The following is a 15,539-nucleotide window of genomic DNA, read 5'->3' as shown; positions in this document are numbered from 1 at the left end:
TCATCCATTCCTCACGACAGGTAGCGCCTTGAAACAAAGCCTCAAGCGCCTCTTGCGCGCCGTGATCCTCCTCGCTTTGTGTTGCTCCTTCCATATTGATGCAGCTCGTGCGGCGAGTCGCCTCGTCGAATTGATCGCCAAAGTCCAGCCCGGAGACATTATCCCCGGCGCCGATCGCTTCGGCGCGCCCCAAGGGGAGCCGCCGCTCATTCCCGTTTTGAGAGGCAACGAACAGCTCGGCTTCGCCTATTTGAACTCTGATTTCGCAAACGCAGTCGGCTATTCGGGAAAGCCCATCGAGATCATAGTCGGCGTCAGCCCGCAAGGTCGGATCGCGGGCTTGAAGCTTGTCGACCACAAGGAGCCGATCGTGCTCGTCGGCATACCCGAGTCCCGCATCGTCGCATCGATGCAAAAACTGGTCGGACTCAACGTGTCGCGCATCACGACCGGCGCAGAACCTGTCCCGCGGGTCGATATTGTAAGCGGGGCCACCGTCACGGTCCTGGTGATCGGCGACAGCGTCATACGTTCCGCGGTCAAGCTCATAGAAGCCGGCCGCCTGTCCGAACAGGCTTCGGCTGGTCCGCCGGCCACTAAAGCGCCGACGAGCGGGCGAACAATAAACCCCGACGCAACGGCGCCGCCGGATTGGGAGGGATTGCTTCGCGACGGTTCGGTCGGCCAGCTCCGCCTGACGGTCGCGCAAGTCAATTCCGCTTTTGCGAAGTCCGGCCCCCCTGCGGCCGCTGAACATCCGGAAACGGGGGAGCCCGAAGAAACCTTTATCGACCTTTATGCGGCCCCGGCTTCGTTTCCGCCGATTGGGCGAAGCCTGCTCGGCGATCAGGAATTCAGTCAATTGCAGCAGCGTCTCGCCCCGGGCCAGCAGGCGATTGCAATAGCGGCCAAAGGGCGTTTCTCCTTCAAGGGCTCCGCCTATGTCCGGGGCGGAATATTCGACCGTTTCGAGTTGATCCAGGGCGCCGAGACCATACGTTTCCGTGATCGCGACCATACCCGCATCGGCGCCTTCGCCGCCGCAGGCGCGCCGAAGCTCCCGGAGATAGGGATCTTTCTTATCCCCGCCGACGCCCGTTTCGACCCAGCTGAACCTTGGCGCCTCCAACTGCTCGTGCAGCGCGCGATCGGCGGACGGGAAAAAGCATTCCTTACTTTCGATCTGAAATACCAACTCCCGGAGCGCTATTTCAAGATCGAGGGAACGCCCACGCTCCAGCAAAAGCCACTCGCCGAAGATGGCCTCCACGCCAGAAATCCGCCTCTTGCCGGTCCTCTCGACGAACCGCTCTGGCGGCGCATCTGGCGGGAGGACGCGCTGAACATAGCGCTCACGGCGATCACTCTCCTTGTGCTCACGGCGATTTTCTTTTTCCAGGACTTCCTCGTGCGACGCCCGAACTTCTACGCATGGGTGCGTCGGAGCTACCTCGCCTTCATACTTCTCTGGCTCGGATGGTATGCAAATGCGCAGCTCTCCGTCGTCAACGTCATCACCTTCACCAATGCCCTCGCCACCGGCTTCCATTGGGAATATTTTCTAACGGCTCCCCTTGTATTCATCCTCTGGTTCGGCGTCGTCGTTTCTCTATTGTTCTGGGGCCGCGGTCCCTTTTGCGGATGGCTGTGCCCGTTTGGCGCCTTGCAGGAGCTTCTCAACAACGCCGCGCAGGCTTGGCGGATTCCCCAGATCACGGTGCCATGGGCTCTACACGAGCGGCTGTGGCCGATAAAATACATTATTTTCCTGGTGCTTTTCGGCGCCTCCCTGTATTCCGTTGCGTTCGCCGAACGCCTTGCGGAAGTCGAGCCGTTCAAAACAGCAATCATTCTCAAATTCGTGCGCAGCTGGCCCTACGTAGTTTATGCTGGCGCCCTGTTGTTCATGGGCTTGTTTATCGAACGCTTCTTTTGCCGCTATCTCTGCCCTCTCGGCGCCGCCCTCGCCATCCCGGGCCGAATGCGCATGTTCGAATGGCTCAAGCGTTGGCCTGAATGCGGGTCTCCCTGCCAGCGTTGCGCACGCGAATGCCCCGTACAATCGATCCACCCAGACGGACACATCAACCCCAATGAGTGCATTTACTGCATGCACTGCCAGGAGCTTTACTGGGATGACCAAAGGTGCCCGCACATGATTCAACTTCGCCTGAAGCGAGAAAAATTGCAGGCGCTATCCTCGCCTTCGATGAGAACGCGCGGATAGCGAGACCCTTCTCAACGCCCAGTTCGCATCGCGACGGCGCTTGACGATGCAGATTCGCGCACGATTTCGAAATTCGGTGTCGAGGGAGTCCGCGCATGTCTGGTGACGATCAGGAAACCAAGGGGATGAGCCGTCGCGCTATTCTGGGCGCTGGCGCCGCGGGAGCGATCGCGGGCGCAGCCGGAACCATCGTCGGCAGCAGCGACGGCGGCAGGACCGCCATTACGCCGGCCGAGGCCCAGCCCTCTGCCGCTTCCGCATGCAAGACGGAAGTCGCGCCCGGCGAACTCGACGAATACTATGTCTTTTTCAGCAGCGGCCAGACCGGCGAGATCCGCATAATCGGTATGCCGTCGATGCGTGAATTGATGCGGATACCCGTTTTCAACAGAGACAGCGCGACCGGCTGGGGCCTGACAAATGAATCAGTAAAAATATTGACGGAAGGGCTCACCCCCGAAACCCGTGCGCGCCTCAAGGCGCGGGGCGGGATATGGATGAACGGCGACGCCCATCATCCGCATATGTCGTTCACCGACGGAACTTACGACGGTCGTTACATTTTCATCAATGATAAGGCCAATACCCGTCTTGCGCGGATCAGAACGGATATAATGAAATGCGACAAGATCATTGAACTACCCAATCAATACACCGTGCACGGGATGAGACCCCAAAAGTTCCCGCGCACCGGTTATCTTTTTTGCAACGGGGAATATGAAGTGCCGATCCCGAACGACGGCAAGACGCTCGACGATCCAAAACAGTACCGGTCCATTTTCTCTGCTGTGGATGGCGACTCCATGAAAGTCGCCTGGCAGGTGATCGTCGATGGCAACCTCGACAACAATGACGCCGACTACCAGGGCAAATACGCCTTTGCCACTTGCTACAACTCGGAAAAAGGCGTCAATCTGGCCGAGATGACGGCGAAGGAGCAGGATTGGGTTGTCATTTTCAGCATCAAGCGAATCGAAGACGCCGTCAAGAAAGGTCATTTCAGCCGCATAAATGGAGTCCCTGTGATAGATGGGCGCCACGGCTCTCCGTACACGCGTTATGTGCCTGTCTCGAACAATCCACACGGCATGAACGCGGCGCCGGACGGGATTCACGTCGTCGCGAATGGCAAGCTCTCGCCAACCGTCACCGTCTTCGACGTACGCCTTTTCGACCAGCTTTTCGACGACAAGCTGAAACCTCGTGATGTCGTGGTCGCCGAACCGGAACTCGGCCTCGGTCCGCTCCATACTGCCTTCGACGGACGGGGGAATGCATATACAACGCTGTTTCTCGACAGCCAGGTTTGCAAATGGAGCATCGATAAGGCCATCAAGGCTTTCAAAGGAGAAAAAGTCGATCCGATCATCGATAAAATCGACGTTCATTACCAGCCAGGCCACAACCATTCCTCGATGGGCGAGACCAAGGAGGCTGACGGAAAGTGGCTTCTTTCACTGAACAAGTTTTCCAAGGACCGATTCCTGAACGTCGGTCCACTGAAACCCGAAAACGACCAGCTTATCGATATTTCCGGAGACAAAATGAAACTGGTTCATGACGGGCCAAGTTTTGCAGAGCCTCATGATGCTGTGATTATCCACCGCTCCAAGCTCGAGGGCCACGTCACGAGTCTTTACAAGCGCGACGATCCGATGTTCGAGGATGCGCGGAGTCAGGCCCAAAAGGACGGCGTCAAGCTCGAAAGCGATGCAAAAACCGTTCGTGACGGTAATAAGCTTCGGGTCTACATGTACTCTACGGCGCCCACGTTTGCGCTCGAGAAGTTTGATGTCAAGCAGGGTGACGAGGTCACTGTCTACATCACCAATATAGACCAGGTCGAAGATCTCACACATGGATTTTGCATCGTCAACTACGGGGTCAACATGGAAATCGGCCCACAGGAGACCTCATCCGTAACCTTCATAGCCGACAAACCAGGCGTTTACTGGTATTTCTGCACCTGGTTCTGCCATGCGATGCATATGGAAATGCGTGGCCGTATGCTGGTTCATCCAAGGGAGACCTAGGTGGGCGCAACGCTCATGCAGGCGAATATGCTGGCGCTCGCTTTTTGCATGCCGTCTATGCAAGCTTTTGCCGCTGAGGGACCGGCTATCGACCTTCAGGAACTCGTGAACCGAACTCCGACAGGAGGCGTCCTTCACCTCGCCAGCGGCCAATATGCCGGCCCAATAAAAATAGACAGGCCGCTCATTCTTGAAGGCGACGCCGGCGCGAACATTACCGCATCTGGGGTCGGTAGCGTTATTACGGTTTCTGCGCCAGATGCGACCATACGCAACCTGACGATCCGGGGATCTGGTTTCGATCTCGAGCAGATGGACTCAGGGATCTTTCTTGAGCAGGCGGCGAGTCGTGCCCGCGTCGAGGCGAATATCCTCGAAAATAATCTCTTCGGAATATATGTTCACGGCGCGGAAGACGCAATTGTTAAAAGCAATCTCATCGTAGGCAATCGACCGGAAAGATTGAGTGAAGCTGGGAATGGCGTTACTGTCTGGAATGCGCCAGGCGCCCAGGTCCTCGACAACGATATTCGTTTCGGTCGCGACGGCCTATTTGTGATCTCCAGTAGAAACAACATTTTCGGGGGAAATACGATGCGGGATTTGCGCTATGCTGTTCATTACATGTATGCGTCGGACAGCATCGTGAGCGGCAATGTTTCGATCGGCAATCATATTGGGTTTGCGATCATGTTCTCGCCCAGGCTCGAGGTGGTCGGAAACCTGTCGCGTCATGACACAAACTACGGCCTGATGTTCAATTTTGCTAATTATTCGACGGTGCGTGACAACATCGTCCTGGACGGCCCGCAAAAGTGCCTTTTCATCTATGATGCAAACTTCAATACATTCTATCGTAACTGGTTCGAGAAATGTGACATCGGCGTTCATTTTACTGCCGGATCCGAGCAGAACGCGATTTTTGATAATGTCTTCATCCAGAACCGGACCCAAGTAAAATATGTTGGGACGCGTTTTGTAGAATGGTCGAAAAGCAGGCGAGGGAACTACTGGAGTGATAACCCGGCGTTCGATCTCGACGGCGACGGGATAGCAGACGTCGTCTACCGGCCCAACGACATCATTGATCGTGTAATTTGGACGGCTCCCCTCGCAAAAATGTTGGCGAATAGTCCTGCCGTACAACTTTTGCGGTGGGCGCAATCTCAGTTTCCAGTTTTACAGACCGGAGGAGTTGTGGATTCCGCCCCGTTGATGCGACCGATACATATCGATCCCCCGTTAGCCCTCGGCAGACTCGAATGACGCTCCCGGTCGAAATCTCAAGCCTCTCCAAACGTCTTGCAGGCCGAGACATCCTCAAGAACGTCGACCTCAGGCTCCCGGCGGGGCGCAGCATCGCCTTAGTCGGGCACAATGGCGCCGGAAAGACGTCCTTGATCAAGATGATATTAGGATTGTCACGGCCGACCGGCGGCGCGATCAGGGTGTTTGGCGAGGATCCCTCTCATGGCCACACACGGGGGCAAATTGGCTTCCTGCCGGAAAACGTCTCTTTCAGCCCTGCGCTGACAGGCCGCGAGATCCTGACCTATTATGCGAGACTGAAAGGCGTGCGGCCCGCGGAGGAGTCCGCCCTTCTTGAACGTGTAGGACTCAGCAAAGCCGCCTGCGACTTTATCCATACTTATTCAAAAGGCATGCGCCAGCGGCTTGGCCTCGCGCAAGCACTCATCGGCGCCCCGCGGTTGCTCCTGCTCGACGAGCCGACCACGGGACTCGACGCCGCTGTGAGGCAAACATTTTATGAAATCATTGCCACACTGCGCGCCCGGGGCGTCGCCGTGCTACTATCCTCGCACTCTCTGACGGAACTCGAGAATCAGCTCGACCGTATCATCGTCATGCGCCGCGGGAGTGTTGTTGCAGACGGTTCCGTCGACGAACTGATGGAGCTCGCCGCCTTGCCGCTGCGATTTGCGGTGAAGACTCGGAAAGGCGCCGTTATCGACAAAGAGCGGCTTGGGCCCGTCGAGGAATTGCGAGTCTATGACAATCGCATGGAATTTCTCTGCTCCAGGAAAGACAAGATGGGAGTGCTGCACGCTATTTTGCAGAACCACACGACCATCGAGGACGTAGGGCTTTTCCCGCCGACGCTCGACCAATTGTATTCCCACTTCCTTCCGCAAGGAGATGATGCTTGCTGATGGGCCTTTTGGCAATCGCAGGAAGAGAGATTCGCGAGGGGTCTAGAAACCACTGGATTGTCGCATCGACCCTCCTTCTCGCTACTCTCTCCTTGACGATCGCCCTTTTGGGAAGCGCTCCGACAGGAACAGTGAAGGCAAACGCGCTTGATATCGTCGTTGTGAGTCTTTCGAGCCTGACGACATTGCTTGTGCCACTTATTTCTCTTCTACTTGCCCATGACGCAATCGTCGGGGAACAGGAGCGTGGCACGCTTCTGCTCTTGTTGAGCTATCCGGTCGCACGCTCCCAAGTCCTAATAGGCAAATTCATCGGACACCTCAGTCTTCTCTGTTTTGCGACGCTCATAGGATACAGCGCAGCCGCCCTCGCCGTGACAGCCCGAGGCGACCTCACGCCGCAAGAGAGCTGGCACTCATTCTCGGTTATGGTGGGATCTTCCATTCTGCTTGGAGCTGTCTTTATCTCGATTGGCTACGCTATCAGCGTGCATGTGGCTTCCCGTGGCGCAGCGGTGATTGCGGCTGTAGGGGTTTGGCTTCTCTTCGTGCTCCTCTACGATATGGCCCTGCTGGGGATACTTGTTCTGGACCAGGGCCGCCATATCGGACCGATGGGCTTCAACGTCTTGCTGTTGCTCAACCCCAACGACGCATATCGTGTGCTGAATCTGACAGCTTTCGCAGATGTGAGGCTTCTCTCCGGAATGGCCGGCATGTCCGCAGGCGCCCAGCTCCACCCCTCATTCTTAATTGCTGACCTTTCTGTATGGGTCGCGATTCCCCTGCTGGTGGCACGCGTGAAGTTCGAAAGGAAAGAGTTATGAGCTTGCTCAATAACAGTCTCTCCCGACGCCGGTTTCTGCATATCGTGGCGAGCTCGGCGGGAATGTGCCCGCTGAATTCATATTCGCAACACTCCGTTGAATCGCAGACTCCCGTGATCTGGCGCGGGACGGCGCTCGGCGCCCTCGCCAGCATAGAATTGTACCATAACAGGCCAGCTGTTGCGAAGAATCTGATAAAGCAGTCTCTAACTGAATTGGAGCGTTTGGAAAAAATATTCAGTCTGTATCGTACAGAATCGGCATTATCGACGCTCAATCGCAATGGCCTGCTCCTCGCGCCTCCAACGGATCTTCTGAAGCTTCTTTCAATGTGCGTTACTTATCACGTGCTGACGCATGGGGCCTTCGATCCGAGCGTGCAACCGCTTTGGGAGCTCTACGCGTCGCATTTTTCTGTACCCGACCCAGACCCGGATGGTCCGGATGAAAGCCATATCCAACTCGCGCTTTCACGTGTGGGGCTCACGAAAATCGTCCTGGCGTCAGACCGTATTGTGCTCGCACCGGGGATGGGTCTTACTTTGAATGGAATAGCACAAGGATATATTACTGATCGTGTGACGGATCTGCTCCGCGCGGGCGGAGTTGAGCACGTTCTGGTCGATCTGGGAGAAATGCGCTTAATAGGGCGTCCCAAGCGACGGCTCTGGCGGGTGGGCCTCGAGGACCCAGATCACCCCGGCAATGTTGCTCAAACGCTCGAGGTCGAAGATTGCTCGATTGCAACGTCGGGCGGATATGGATTCCATTTTGACAGCCGTAGCAAATTCACGCATCTTTTCGATCCGCATACCGGCAGGAGTCCGAAATTTTATAAAAGCGTTTCGGTTGTGTCGCCGACTGCAACGGCTGCGGATGCTTTATCGACGGCGTTCGCCACAATGCCACTGGAGGAAATCAAAAGTGTCCTAAGCACGGTTGGCGACTCCAAGTCGTACCTGACCAGCGCGGATGGCTCGAAACAGAGCTTGTGATCTGCCCGCCTCGTCTTGCCTCCCACGCTGTGCGATGTGGATTTACGAAGGAGAATTCCACCACATGACGTTTTTCCGTAATGAATTCTGAGCTCAAAATAAACTCTGCGGCTTTGGCGCAGCTTGGAAAGCGGCCGTCCCGGCTTTTACGAAACAGCCGCTTCTCCCTTAACCGGTTTAACGGCCGATCCCCGCAGGTCCTCGGACGGTGAGACCAGCGCCAGGCGCTCCCACGCCGACGCCGCGCCTCACGCCAACACCAGGGGCGCCGACGCCGGGAGATCGAACATCACGGACGACGGTAGGGCCAGGCGCAACAGGGCGACGCACGACGACGGCCTCTGCGCGCGCCTCATATGCAGAAAGCGCCAAGATGGCGCATAATAGAAGATGTCTCCCCTGCATTCCGTTTTCTCCAAACTGAGGCGAACGTCCACACCCGCCCGTGTTACCTATTGTTTTATATCCGCTTGCGGTGTTACGATCAAATCGTGTTTTTCTCTCGACAGGCGGCGATCTCCCTATGTCTCGCCGCCGCTCCTTCGCTGCAATTCAAAGTGTCACAATGAAAGCCCCTACGCGCCTCCTGTCGGCCCTCTTCGTGAGTGGATTGTTCGCCTTTCCTGCCGACGCTCAAATCGTGCGTCGCATAATAGGCCATGCGATCGCTGGCAAAGCGATCAAGTCGATAACGGGCGCCGATCCCGGCGCGGAGATCGAAACGGACGATGGCGCGAAAGCGGCTGGAAAGAACGACGCCGACGCATACGCGCCGCAAGGCTCAGTTCCGCTACAGAGCCAACAAGGCAAATCGGATTAAACCCTTGGCGCGTCGCGCCTAAAATTGCGCCATGCTCGAAACCCTCGGGGTTTTCCGCCAAGACAGCTATTGAGGCGGTCGTTCCCTCTTTGCGCCGCCACTCACCCTTTTGGGCATGTGACGTAGCCAAATGGCTATCTATCGACGTTTTTCGTAGCCGGATAAACCCTGACAGAAGCTCGCGTTCTGGGGCTTCGAAATCGGAGGGATTGTCCATGAAAAAGTTGTTTCTTGTCCCGGCTGTTGTGGCCCTTTCGACCAGCTTTGCGTTTGCCGATACCGTAACGACATCTTCGACCCAATCGTCGGGCGCGGCTTCGGGAGCGTCGCCTCTCGCGCCGCTGGCCCAGGCGTTATTGTTGAACCAGAAGATCGGCAATACTTCCGAGGGCGGCTTCGCCCTGAACAAGGCTTTCATCGTGCAGGCCCAGGTCCCGGTCAATGCGGGGGCGAAATCTTCGCTTTCGCAGAAGATTGATCTCAGCCAGACGATCGGCGACACCTCCAAGGGCGGCGAGGCCATTAACAAGGCGACGGTCATACAGGCTCAGGTTCCGCTGAACTTCGGCGCTCCCTGAACGTTCCTCAAAGGATCTACGGATCAGGTCGCGGCGGCCTCGGGCGGCCGCGATCTCCTCGTCGGGGGCAAGGGGCGATCATCTGCGGTCGCGGACGCAGAATAGTGAGGAGCGCACGAAATGAAATATCTCATCATCCCCGTTCTTGTCTGCGCCGGAGCGGCCCAGGCGCACGCGGGAGACTTTTTTAGTCTTAGCCCCAGCTTTATCGGGGTCAATATCCGTAACCCTCTCTTGAGCGCCACAGCTGGCGTCCAGCTCGGGCCAAACAATAACGTCAACGCCGATCAACACAGCGCCGTCAACTTTTTCGGCGTCCAGCAAGTCGCCATCGGCAAGGCGGGCAGCAAACTCAGCAACGATGCGACCGTCACCCAAATCGGAAATCAAAGCTACACAGGTCTCGGGCAGCATATCGAGTCCTTGCCTCCCCTGCCGTCCTTCGGTCATCCTTGAGGGTTACGCGGCCCCGCAAGGGGCCGCCGCTCGCCAGCGTAACCCAATGTCGTTCGGTGCGGGATTGATGAGATCAATGACTGCGCGCTTGTCCCTCCTCACGGGCTGCGAGCATGGCCTCGAAGCCCTCTTCGACTTCTCGCCGCTCCTGCGGCGTCAGCGTCTTTCCAGAGATCGCCTCATATAGGGCGATGGCGTCTTCCGCCGTTGGCGGCATGACCAGGCGCCCGATTTCTCTCTCTTGTTCCGTCATCTGACTTTGTCCTCGGTCGCTTCCTGGGGAAGTCACAACGAGATCATTGGCTATTTGCGCATAGAGCTGTTTTAGAAAGCCCGCCCGGCGCATCGCCGCAGCTGTCCGCCTCGCGATAGCCGTCGACAGCGCTATGGGCATTCGCGAGGCCCACGCCAACCGCAAGGAAGATCGTCACGCCTAACAAGGCTCCGATGATTCTGGTCATTGCGCCGGTCATCTGGCTCTCCATCCATCGCTGTTGTTCGTGACGTGAACCCTAGCGCCGCGCCGACCGGCGACATGTGCGCCCGGACACATCCGTGACGCGAGATCGGCGCACCTCCCAGTCGCGGATCGATGCGGAAATCGGAGTCGTCCGGCTCGACCGGCAACGTCTAAATTGCGCTGCGCAAAACGATTGCTCCGATGCGTGTTTCTTGTAGTAATTGTCTCCGCGACGCCAGGCGGCGGGATAAGACGCGTTGAAAACCAGCGAGGGGAAGGCGTCCGATGTTGCATGTGTTCTGCGCGCCGGCGCGTTACGTCCAGGGCCGCGACGCCACGCATTCGCTTGCATCCGAGCTCAAACGGCTGGGGTTTTCCGGAAAGGCGCTCATCATTGCGAGCCAGAGCCCGCGCGCCCTCCTGGGCGGCGTTTGGAGCGAGACCTTTCCGAGGTACGGATTGGATTTCGAGGTTCTCCCCTTCGGCGGAGAATGCTCTCTTGCCGAAATTTCGCGCGGCATGGATGCAGCCCGCCGAATTGCGGCAGCCGTCGTGATCGGCGTCGGGGGCGGAAAAGCACTGGATACCGCGCGGGCTGTCGCATCCGAGCTAGACCTGGCAGTCGCCTGTTGTCCGACGTCGGCGTCCAGCGACGCGCCATGTAGCGCGCTCTCGGTTGTCTACAGTGAGGAGGGCGTATTCGAGAAGTGCCTGTTTTACAAGCGCAACCCCGATCTCGTTCTGGTCGACAGCAGCGTCATCGCGCGAGCGCCGGTGCGCCTCCTGATTTCGGGAATGGGCGATGCGCTCGCGACCTATTTCGAAGCCGACTCCAGTATCCGCGCCCACAAGAAAAACGTCGTGGGAGGCCTGAGCACGATCGCCGCTGCGGCAATCTCGGAGCTCTGCTACAAAACCTTGCTCAAGGATGGCGCCTCCGCCGTGGAGGCGGCGAAGGCAGGCGCGATCACGCCGGCGCTCGAGCGCATCATCGAGGCAAATACTCTTCTTTCAGGTCTCGGATTCGAGTCGGGCGGTCTGTCTGTCGCGCATTCCGTTCACAATGGATTGACCGCGGCGCGTGAAACGCATGATCGCCTTCATGGCGAAAAGGTTGCTTTCGGCACTCTGGTTCAGCTCGTACTGGAAGGCAGGGAGACCTCTGTCATCGACGAAGTGATGAGCTTCTGTCTTTCCGTCGGCCTGCCGCTGACGTTGGCTGACCTCGGGCTCGCGACGCTGCCGTCCGAACTGGGACGCCTCATCGCCGAGCGCGCCGTCGCCGCCGGGGAAAGCGCCCATAACGAGCCATTCGAGGTAACAGCCGTCGCGGTACTAGACGCCATTTATGCGGCTGATGAGATGGGAAAGGCCTTCAAAAACGGTTGAGACGCGCATTCCTGCACGATGGCCCGGAAGAAAGCGAGGCGGACGCCGCGCGTTTCCGGCTGATCCGACCGACAAATATTCAAGCTATTTTTTGGAACGGTTTTTGAGATAAAGCTCGAAGCTCTCCTGGCTCGGCCGCGCCCCCAGCATTTCCATCTGCGCATGAAAATCCTGTAGCGTCTCTCGCGCCGCCGCATGTTCTCCGGGAGCGAGCTCTCTCAAGAGTGGCTTTTGATAAAGTTTCTTGCCGACCGCAGGAACTGCTTCCCGGTCCGTTGATGCACATAAAACTCTCATATGAAATCTCCTTCGTTACAGCCCCAAGCCTCCAATGCAGGGGAGCGAGTCGCCACAGAACGACAAACCCTTGCGCTCCCCGGAAGTGCGCTTCACAGCCACGAGAACGGCAGAGGTTTCGTTACCTCACGCGCCTCGATGTTACATCTAGCGCATCGGATCACTCCGCGCAACGAAAATCCGGATTCCCGTTCTGCGGCGAAGGTCCAAACCCCCAGGAAAATTCATTTCGCAGGGACGCCTGCACAGCCAAAGTCCGCAAAAGCAAAAAATACCCAATATCTCCAAAGACATACCCATGACGCGTCGGGCGGCACGGGCACGCCCGCGCTCATTCGCCAAGAAGTGGCGAGCGTTACCGACGTAAAATTTAGCTTCAGTTCGCCGATTGGCGGCCAGATTTGACGTAAGCCTCGAAGTTTTCCTGCCGGGGGTTCTTTCCGATGACTTTCATCCGTGCAAGGAACTCCTGCATCATCTCCTGCGCGCCCTGGTGCTCCTCGGGAGAAATTTTGCGCAACAGAGGTTTTTTATAAGCTGATTTGCTTTTTGCAGTCGGGGAAAAGGATCTGCTCTCCAATCCGACGAAAAAATGTTTCACGACCGGGACTCCTGGCTCCTGCCGCATCCAATGGATTGAAAGCGCGCACAACGCGATCAGGTTAACGGGGAGCGCCGAAAACAGTAAATACGTAAAGACACTTATTGCGTTAGGTAGATAGCGCTAAAGGCGGAGACGATCTCTCCCGGCGCGCCCCGGCGCCGACGAAACATCCATTGCAGCTCGCTCCGTGGCTGGAGAGAACGAAACATAACGCCTCTTCCGCCAGACCAGAATCGGCAAATGCGACGCCGTTCGCGGTCCTTCGCAGGAGATGCGGCGCCGCCGATACATTGGCGGGCCATCGAGCCTTGGCCCTGAAGCGATCGTCACGGAGCGCCGCCAGCGCGGCTCCAATCAAAGATCTTGCCCGGATTCATGATGTTGTCCGGGTCCAGCGCATGCTTGATTGCGCGCATCATCTCGACCGCGCCTTCGCCGGCCTCGCTGCGCAGAAAACCCATCTTGTGCAAACCCACGCCATGCTCGCCGGTGCAGGTGCCGCCCATCCTCAGCGCACGCATCACGAGCTTGTCATTGAGGCCCTCCGCCGTCTGGCGTTCCTGCGCGTCGTCAGGGTCGATTAGATATCCGAAATGGAAGTTTCCATCGCCGACATGGCCGAGCAGAAAATAGGGAATGCCGCTGGCGTCGGCCTCGGCCTTCGACTCGAGCAGACAATCGGCCAATTTGCTGATCGGCACGCAGGCGTCCGTGACGATCGCCCGACAACCGGGCCGACTTTGCACGGCGGCAAAATAGGCGTGGTGCCGCGCCGTCCAGAGGCGCGTGCGCTCCTCGGGCGTCGCCGCCCACTCGAAGGCCCGGCCGTCATGATTGCCGGCGAGCTCCTGCACGATTTCTGCCTGCTCCTTGACGCCGGATGGCGAGCCATGAAACTCCATGAGCAGCATCGGCTCTTCGCGCAAATCGAGCCTCGAATGGCGGTTGACCGTGCCGACCGACGGCCCGTCGAGGAGCTCCACTCTGGCGATCGGCACGCCGAGCTGAATGATCTCGATGACCGTATGCACCGCGTCGGCGATCGTCGGAAACGAGCATACGGCGGCGGAAACGGCCTCCGGCAGCGGATAGACGCGCAGGGTGATCTCCGTCATCACCCCCAACGTCCCCTCGCTGCCCACGAAGAGGCGCGTGAGATCATAGCCCGCGCTGGATTTCTTCGCCTGGGAGCCAGTTCGTATCACCTCGCCTCGCGCCGTCACGACCTCCAGGGCAAGCACATTCTCGCGCATCGCGCCGTAACGGACCGCATTGGTGCCGCTGGCGCGGGTCGCGCTCATGCCGCCGATACTTGCGTCCGCGCCGGGGTCGATGGGGAAGAACAGGCCGTAGGATTTCAGCTCCTTATTGAGCTGCTCGCGCGTCACGCCCGGCTGCACCGTGACAGTGAGATCGTCGGGACGAATAGCGAGCACCCGGTTCATGCGTGAGAGATCGAGACTGACGCCGCCCTCGACGGCGAGCAAATGCCCTTCAAGGGAAGAGCCCACGCCGAACGGTATGATGGGCGCCTTGTATTGCGCACAGAGCCGGACCGCATCGGCGACATCCCTTGAAGTGGCGGCAAACACCACGGCGGCCGGCGGCGGGACATGGGTATAGGCCGATTCATCGCGGCCATGCTGCTCCCGCACGATCAGAGCGGTCGAGAAACAGGCGCCAAAACGCGCCTGCAACGCATCCAGCAAAGCCTCCGGCATGGGCCGCGGGGCGATATGGGGCGCGAGGATGGAAGCGGCGGCGTTCATGGCGGTCTCCACGGCGAGGGAGTCTTGTGTCACGAGATGGCGTCGAGCGCGATGTCAGGCGATTCCGCTTGCATCTCTCATTGGGGCGCGGCGCCCGCAACGGGTCCAATCTGGACCAGCGCTGTTTTCAGCGGCGTGCTGGACATCTGGATGAGCCCTCGGTTGGGCGTATCGAGATCGAGCGTCAGGTGGATCGCCATCGCCATGGACAGCGCCACGACCGTTATCGTGCCGACAGCCATGGCGTTGTTCGGCGCAACCACGCCATAGCTGACGAAAACGCCGCATAGCCAGAAAACGAGGATCAGGACGAACGGCCACTGGATATTTCCATCCGAACCGGCATATCTCAGCCACCGGAACGACCCCAACTCGCTCGTGAGCGTGAGGGCGGACGATCTGAGCCAGGTTTCTCGCTCGCTCTGTGGATTGAGTTCGAGCAGCTTCAGCTGAAGCTTGTTGACGCCAATTCCCTTGCGGGTCTTTTCGGTATTGAAGCCCTCCTGAGCGGCGACCTCTATCCGCTCGATGCCGCGCGCGACAATGCCACGCAACAATTCGCGGCTCTCGCGCGCCGCGGGGCCATATTTGGCGAGCGTGGCGTCGAGGGCGATGATCTTGGAGGCGCTCGCGTCGACTTCGTTGCTCCGCTGTTCGAAGGATGTCGTCGCCGACGCAATGATGAGGCCGAGCGTCAGGGACGCAAGCGCCACGAGCATGCGGCGCGCCTCCTTGACGAGATCGCGATTGCGGTCGCTTATCTGCCCCTCGGGAAGGGCATGACCGAGCCAGAGCCCCCCGAGCGCGGCGATCATGAAGGCGATGAAGGACAGGAAACTGACCAGCAGGGGATTCACGACAGCCGTCCCTTATTTTTGTTGTCGGCCGCGAAGATAACAAACGATCGGTCAAT

Annotated in this window: 16 protein-coding genes; 10 read left to right on the top strand and 6 right to left on the bottom strand. The window is 58.3% G+C overall.

Features of this window, described 5'->3' with window-relative positions; all coding sequences use genetic code 11:
• Positions 1-28 precede the first annotated feature (28 nt).
• The 9 genes from WOC76_RS19915 to WOC76_RS19875 all read left to right on the top strand — a co-directional run bounded on the left by WOC76_RS19915 (position 29) and on the right by WOC76_RS19875 (position 10,107).
• Positions 29-2,227, top strand: coding sequence for a 4Fe-4S binding protein (locus WOC76_RS19915; protein WP_445928479.1), 2,199 nt, complete (start codon positions 29-31; stop codon positions 2,225-2,227).
• Between the two features lie 95 nt (positions 2,228-2,322).
• Positions 2,323-4,260 (top strand): TAT-dependent nitrous-oxide reductase, encoded by a 1,938-nt coding sequence (gene nosZ, locus WOC76_RS19910; RefSeq protein ID WP_341108917.1) that lies wholly within the window; start codon positions 2,323-2,325, stop codon positions 4,258-4,260.
• A gap of 48 nt (positions 4,261-4,308) precedes the next feature.
• On the top strand, positions 4,309-5,526 hold the full coding sequence (locus tag WOC76_RS19905) for a nitrous oxide reductase family maturation protein NosD (protein WP_445730684.1): 1,218 nt from the start codon (positions 4,309-4,311) through the stop codon (positions 5,524-5,526).
• Positions 5,523-6,431, top strand: coding sequence for an ABC transporter ATP-binding protein (locus WOC76_RS19900; protein ID WP_341108915.1), 909 nt, complete (start codon positions 5,523-5,525; stop codon positions 6,429-6,431). Before WOC76_RS19905 ends, WOC76_RS19900 begins: the two co-directional genes overlap by 4 nt.
• The gene (locus WOC76_RS19895; RefSeq protein WP_341108982.1) at positions 6,431-7,258 is read left to right on the top strand and encodes an ABC transporter permease subunit; all 828 of its coding nucleotides are present in this window, start codon (positions 6,431-6,433) and stop codon (positions 7,256-7,258) included. The genes WOC76_RS19900 and WOC76_RS19895 overlap by 1 nt, the downstream gene beginning before the upstream one ends.
• Positions 7,255-8,253: an FAD:protein FMN transferase gene (locus WOC76_RS19890; protein ID WP_341387310.1), complete on the top strand. Its 999-nt coding sequence runs from the start codon at positions 7,255-7,257 to the stop codon at positions 8,251-8,253. The genes WOC76_RS19895 and WOC76_RS19890 overlap by 4 nt, the downstream gene beginning before the upstream one ends.
• Positions 8,254-8,818: 565 nt before the next feature.
• Positions 8,819-9,073: a hypothetical protein gene (locus tag WOC76_RS19885; RefSeq protein WP_341108913.1), complete on the top strand. Its 255-nt coding sequence runs from the start codon at positions 8,819-8,821 to the stop codon at positions 9,071-9,073.
• 215 nt (positions 9,074-9,288) lie between these two features.
• Positions 9,289-9,651 carry a hypothetical protein gene (locus tag WOC76_RS19880; protein ID WP_341108912.1) on the top strand — a complete coding sequence of 121 codons (363 nt, stop codon included), beginning with the start codon at positions 9,289-9,291 and terminating at the stop codon, positions 9,649-9,651.
• Between the two features lie 120 nt (positions 9,652-9,771).
• Positions 9,772-10,107: a hypothetical protein gene (locus WOC76_RS19875; protein ID WP_341108911.1), complete on the top strand. Its 336-nt coding sequence runs from the start codon at positions 9,772-9,774 to the stop codon at positions 10,105-10,107.
• Between the two features lie 73 nt (positions 10,108-10,180).
• Here the strand turns inward: WOC76_RS19875 and WOC76_RS19870 are convergent, their stop codons facing one another.
• Both WOC76_RS19870 and WOC76_RS19865 read right to left on the bottom strand, forming a co-directional pair.
• Positions 10,181-10,360, bottom strand: a complete 180-nt coding sequence (locus tag WOC76_RS19870; protein ID WP_341108910.1) for a hypothetical protein — start codon at positions 10,358-10,360, stop codon at positions 10,181-10,183.
• A 43-nt stretch (positions 10,361-10,403) separates the two neighbouring features.
• Complete coding sequence (locus WOC76_RS19865; protein ID WP_341108909.1) at positions 10,404-10,580, bottom strand: hypothetical protein; 177 nt, start codon at positions 10,578-10,580, stop codon at positions 10,404-10,406.
• Positions 10,581-10,852: 272 nt separating this feature from the next.
• Between WOC76_RS19865 and WOC76_RS19860 the strand changes: the two genes are divergently transcribed.
• Positions 10,853-11,956, top strand: a complete 1,104-nt coding sequence (locus WOC76_RS19860) for a glycerol dehydrogenase (RefSeq protein WP_341108908.1) — start codon at positions 10,853-10,855, stop codon at positions 11,954-11,956.
• Positions 11,957-12,040: 84 nt separating this feature from the next.
• On the opposite strand, the gene WOC76_RS19855 is transcribed toward WOC76_RS19860, so the two are convergent.
• From WOC76_RS19855 to WOC76_RS19840, 4 genes are all read right to left on the bottom strand, one after another.
• Positions 12,041-12,253: a hypothetical protein gene (locus tag WOC76_RS19855; protein ID WP_341108907.1), complete on the bottom strand. Its 213-nt coding sequence runs from the start codon at positions 12,251-12,253 to the stop codon at positions 12,041-12,043.
• 376 nt (positions 12,254-12,629) lie between these two features.
• A complete protein-coding gene (locus WOC76_RS19850; protein ID WP_341108906.1) occupies positions 12,630-12,854 on the bottom strand; it encodes a hypothetical protein in 225 nt (74 codons plus the stop codon).
• A 329-nt stretch (positions 12,855-13,183) separates the two neighbouring features.
• Positions 13,184-14,626, bottom strand: coding sequence for an FAD-binding oxidoreductase (locus WOC76_RS19845; protein ID WP_341108905.1), 1,443 nt, complete (start codon positions 14,624-14,626; stop codon positions 13,184-13,186).
• Positions 14,627-14,703: 77 nt separating this feature from the next.
• Positions 14,704-15,483, bottom strand: coding sequence for a bestrophin-like domain (locus WOC76_RS19840; protein WP_341108904.1), 780 nt, complete (start codon positions 15,481-15,483; stop codon positions 14,704-14,706).
• Positions 15,484-15,539: the final 56 nt, after the last annotated feature.

The organism is Methylocystis sp. IM3, from assembly GCF_038070105.1.
Classification (GTDB): Bacteria; Pseudomonadota; Alphaproteobacteria; order Rhizobiales; family Beijerinckiaceae; genus Methylocystis.
Note: the sequence above shows the minus strand (reverse complement) of the source record. Positions and strands in the feature narration are given on the sequence as shown.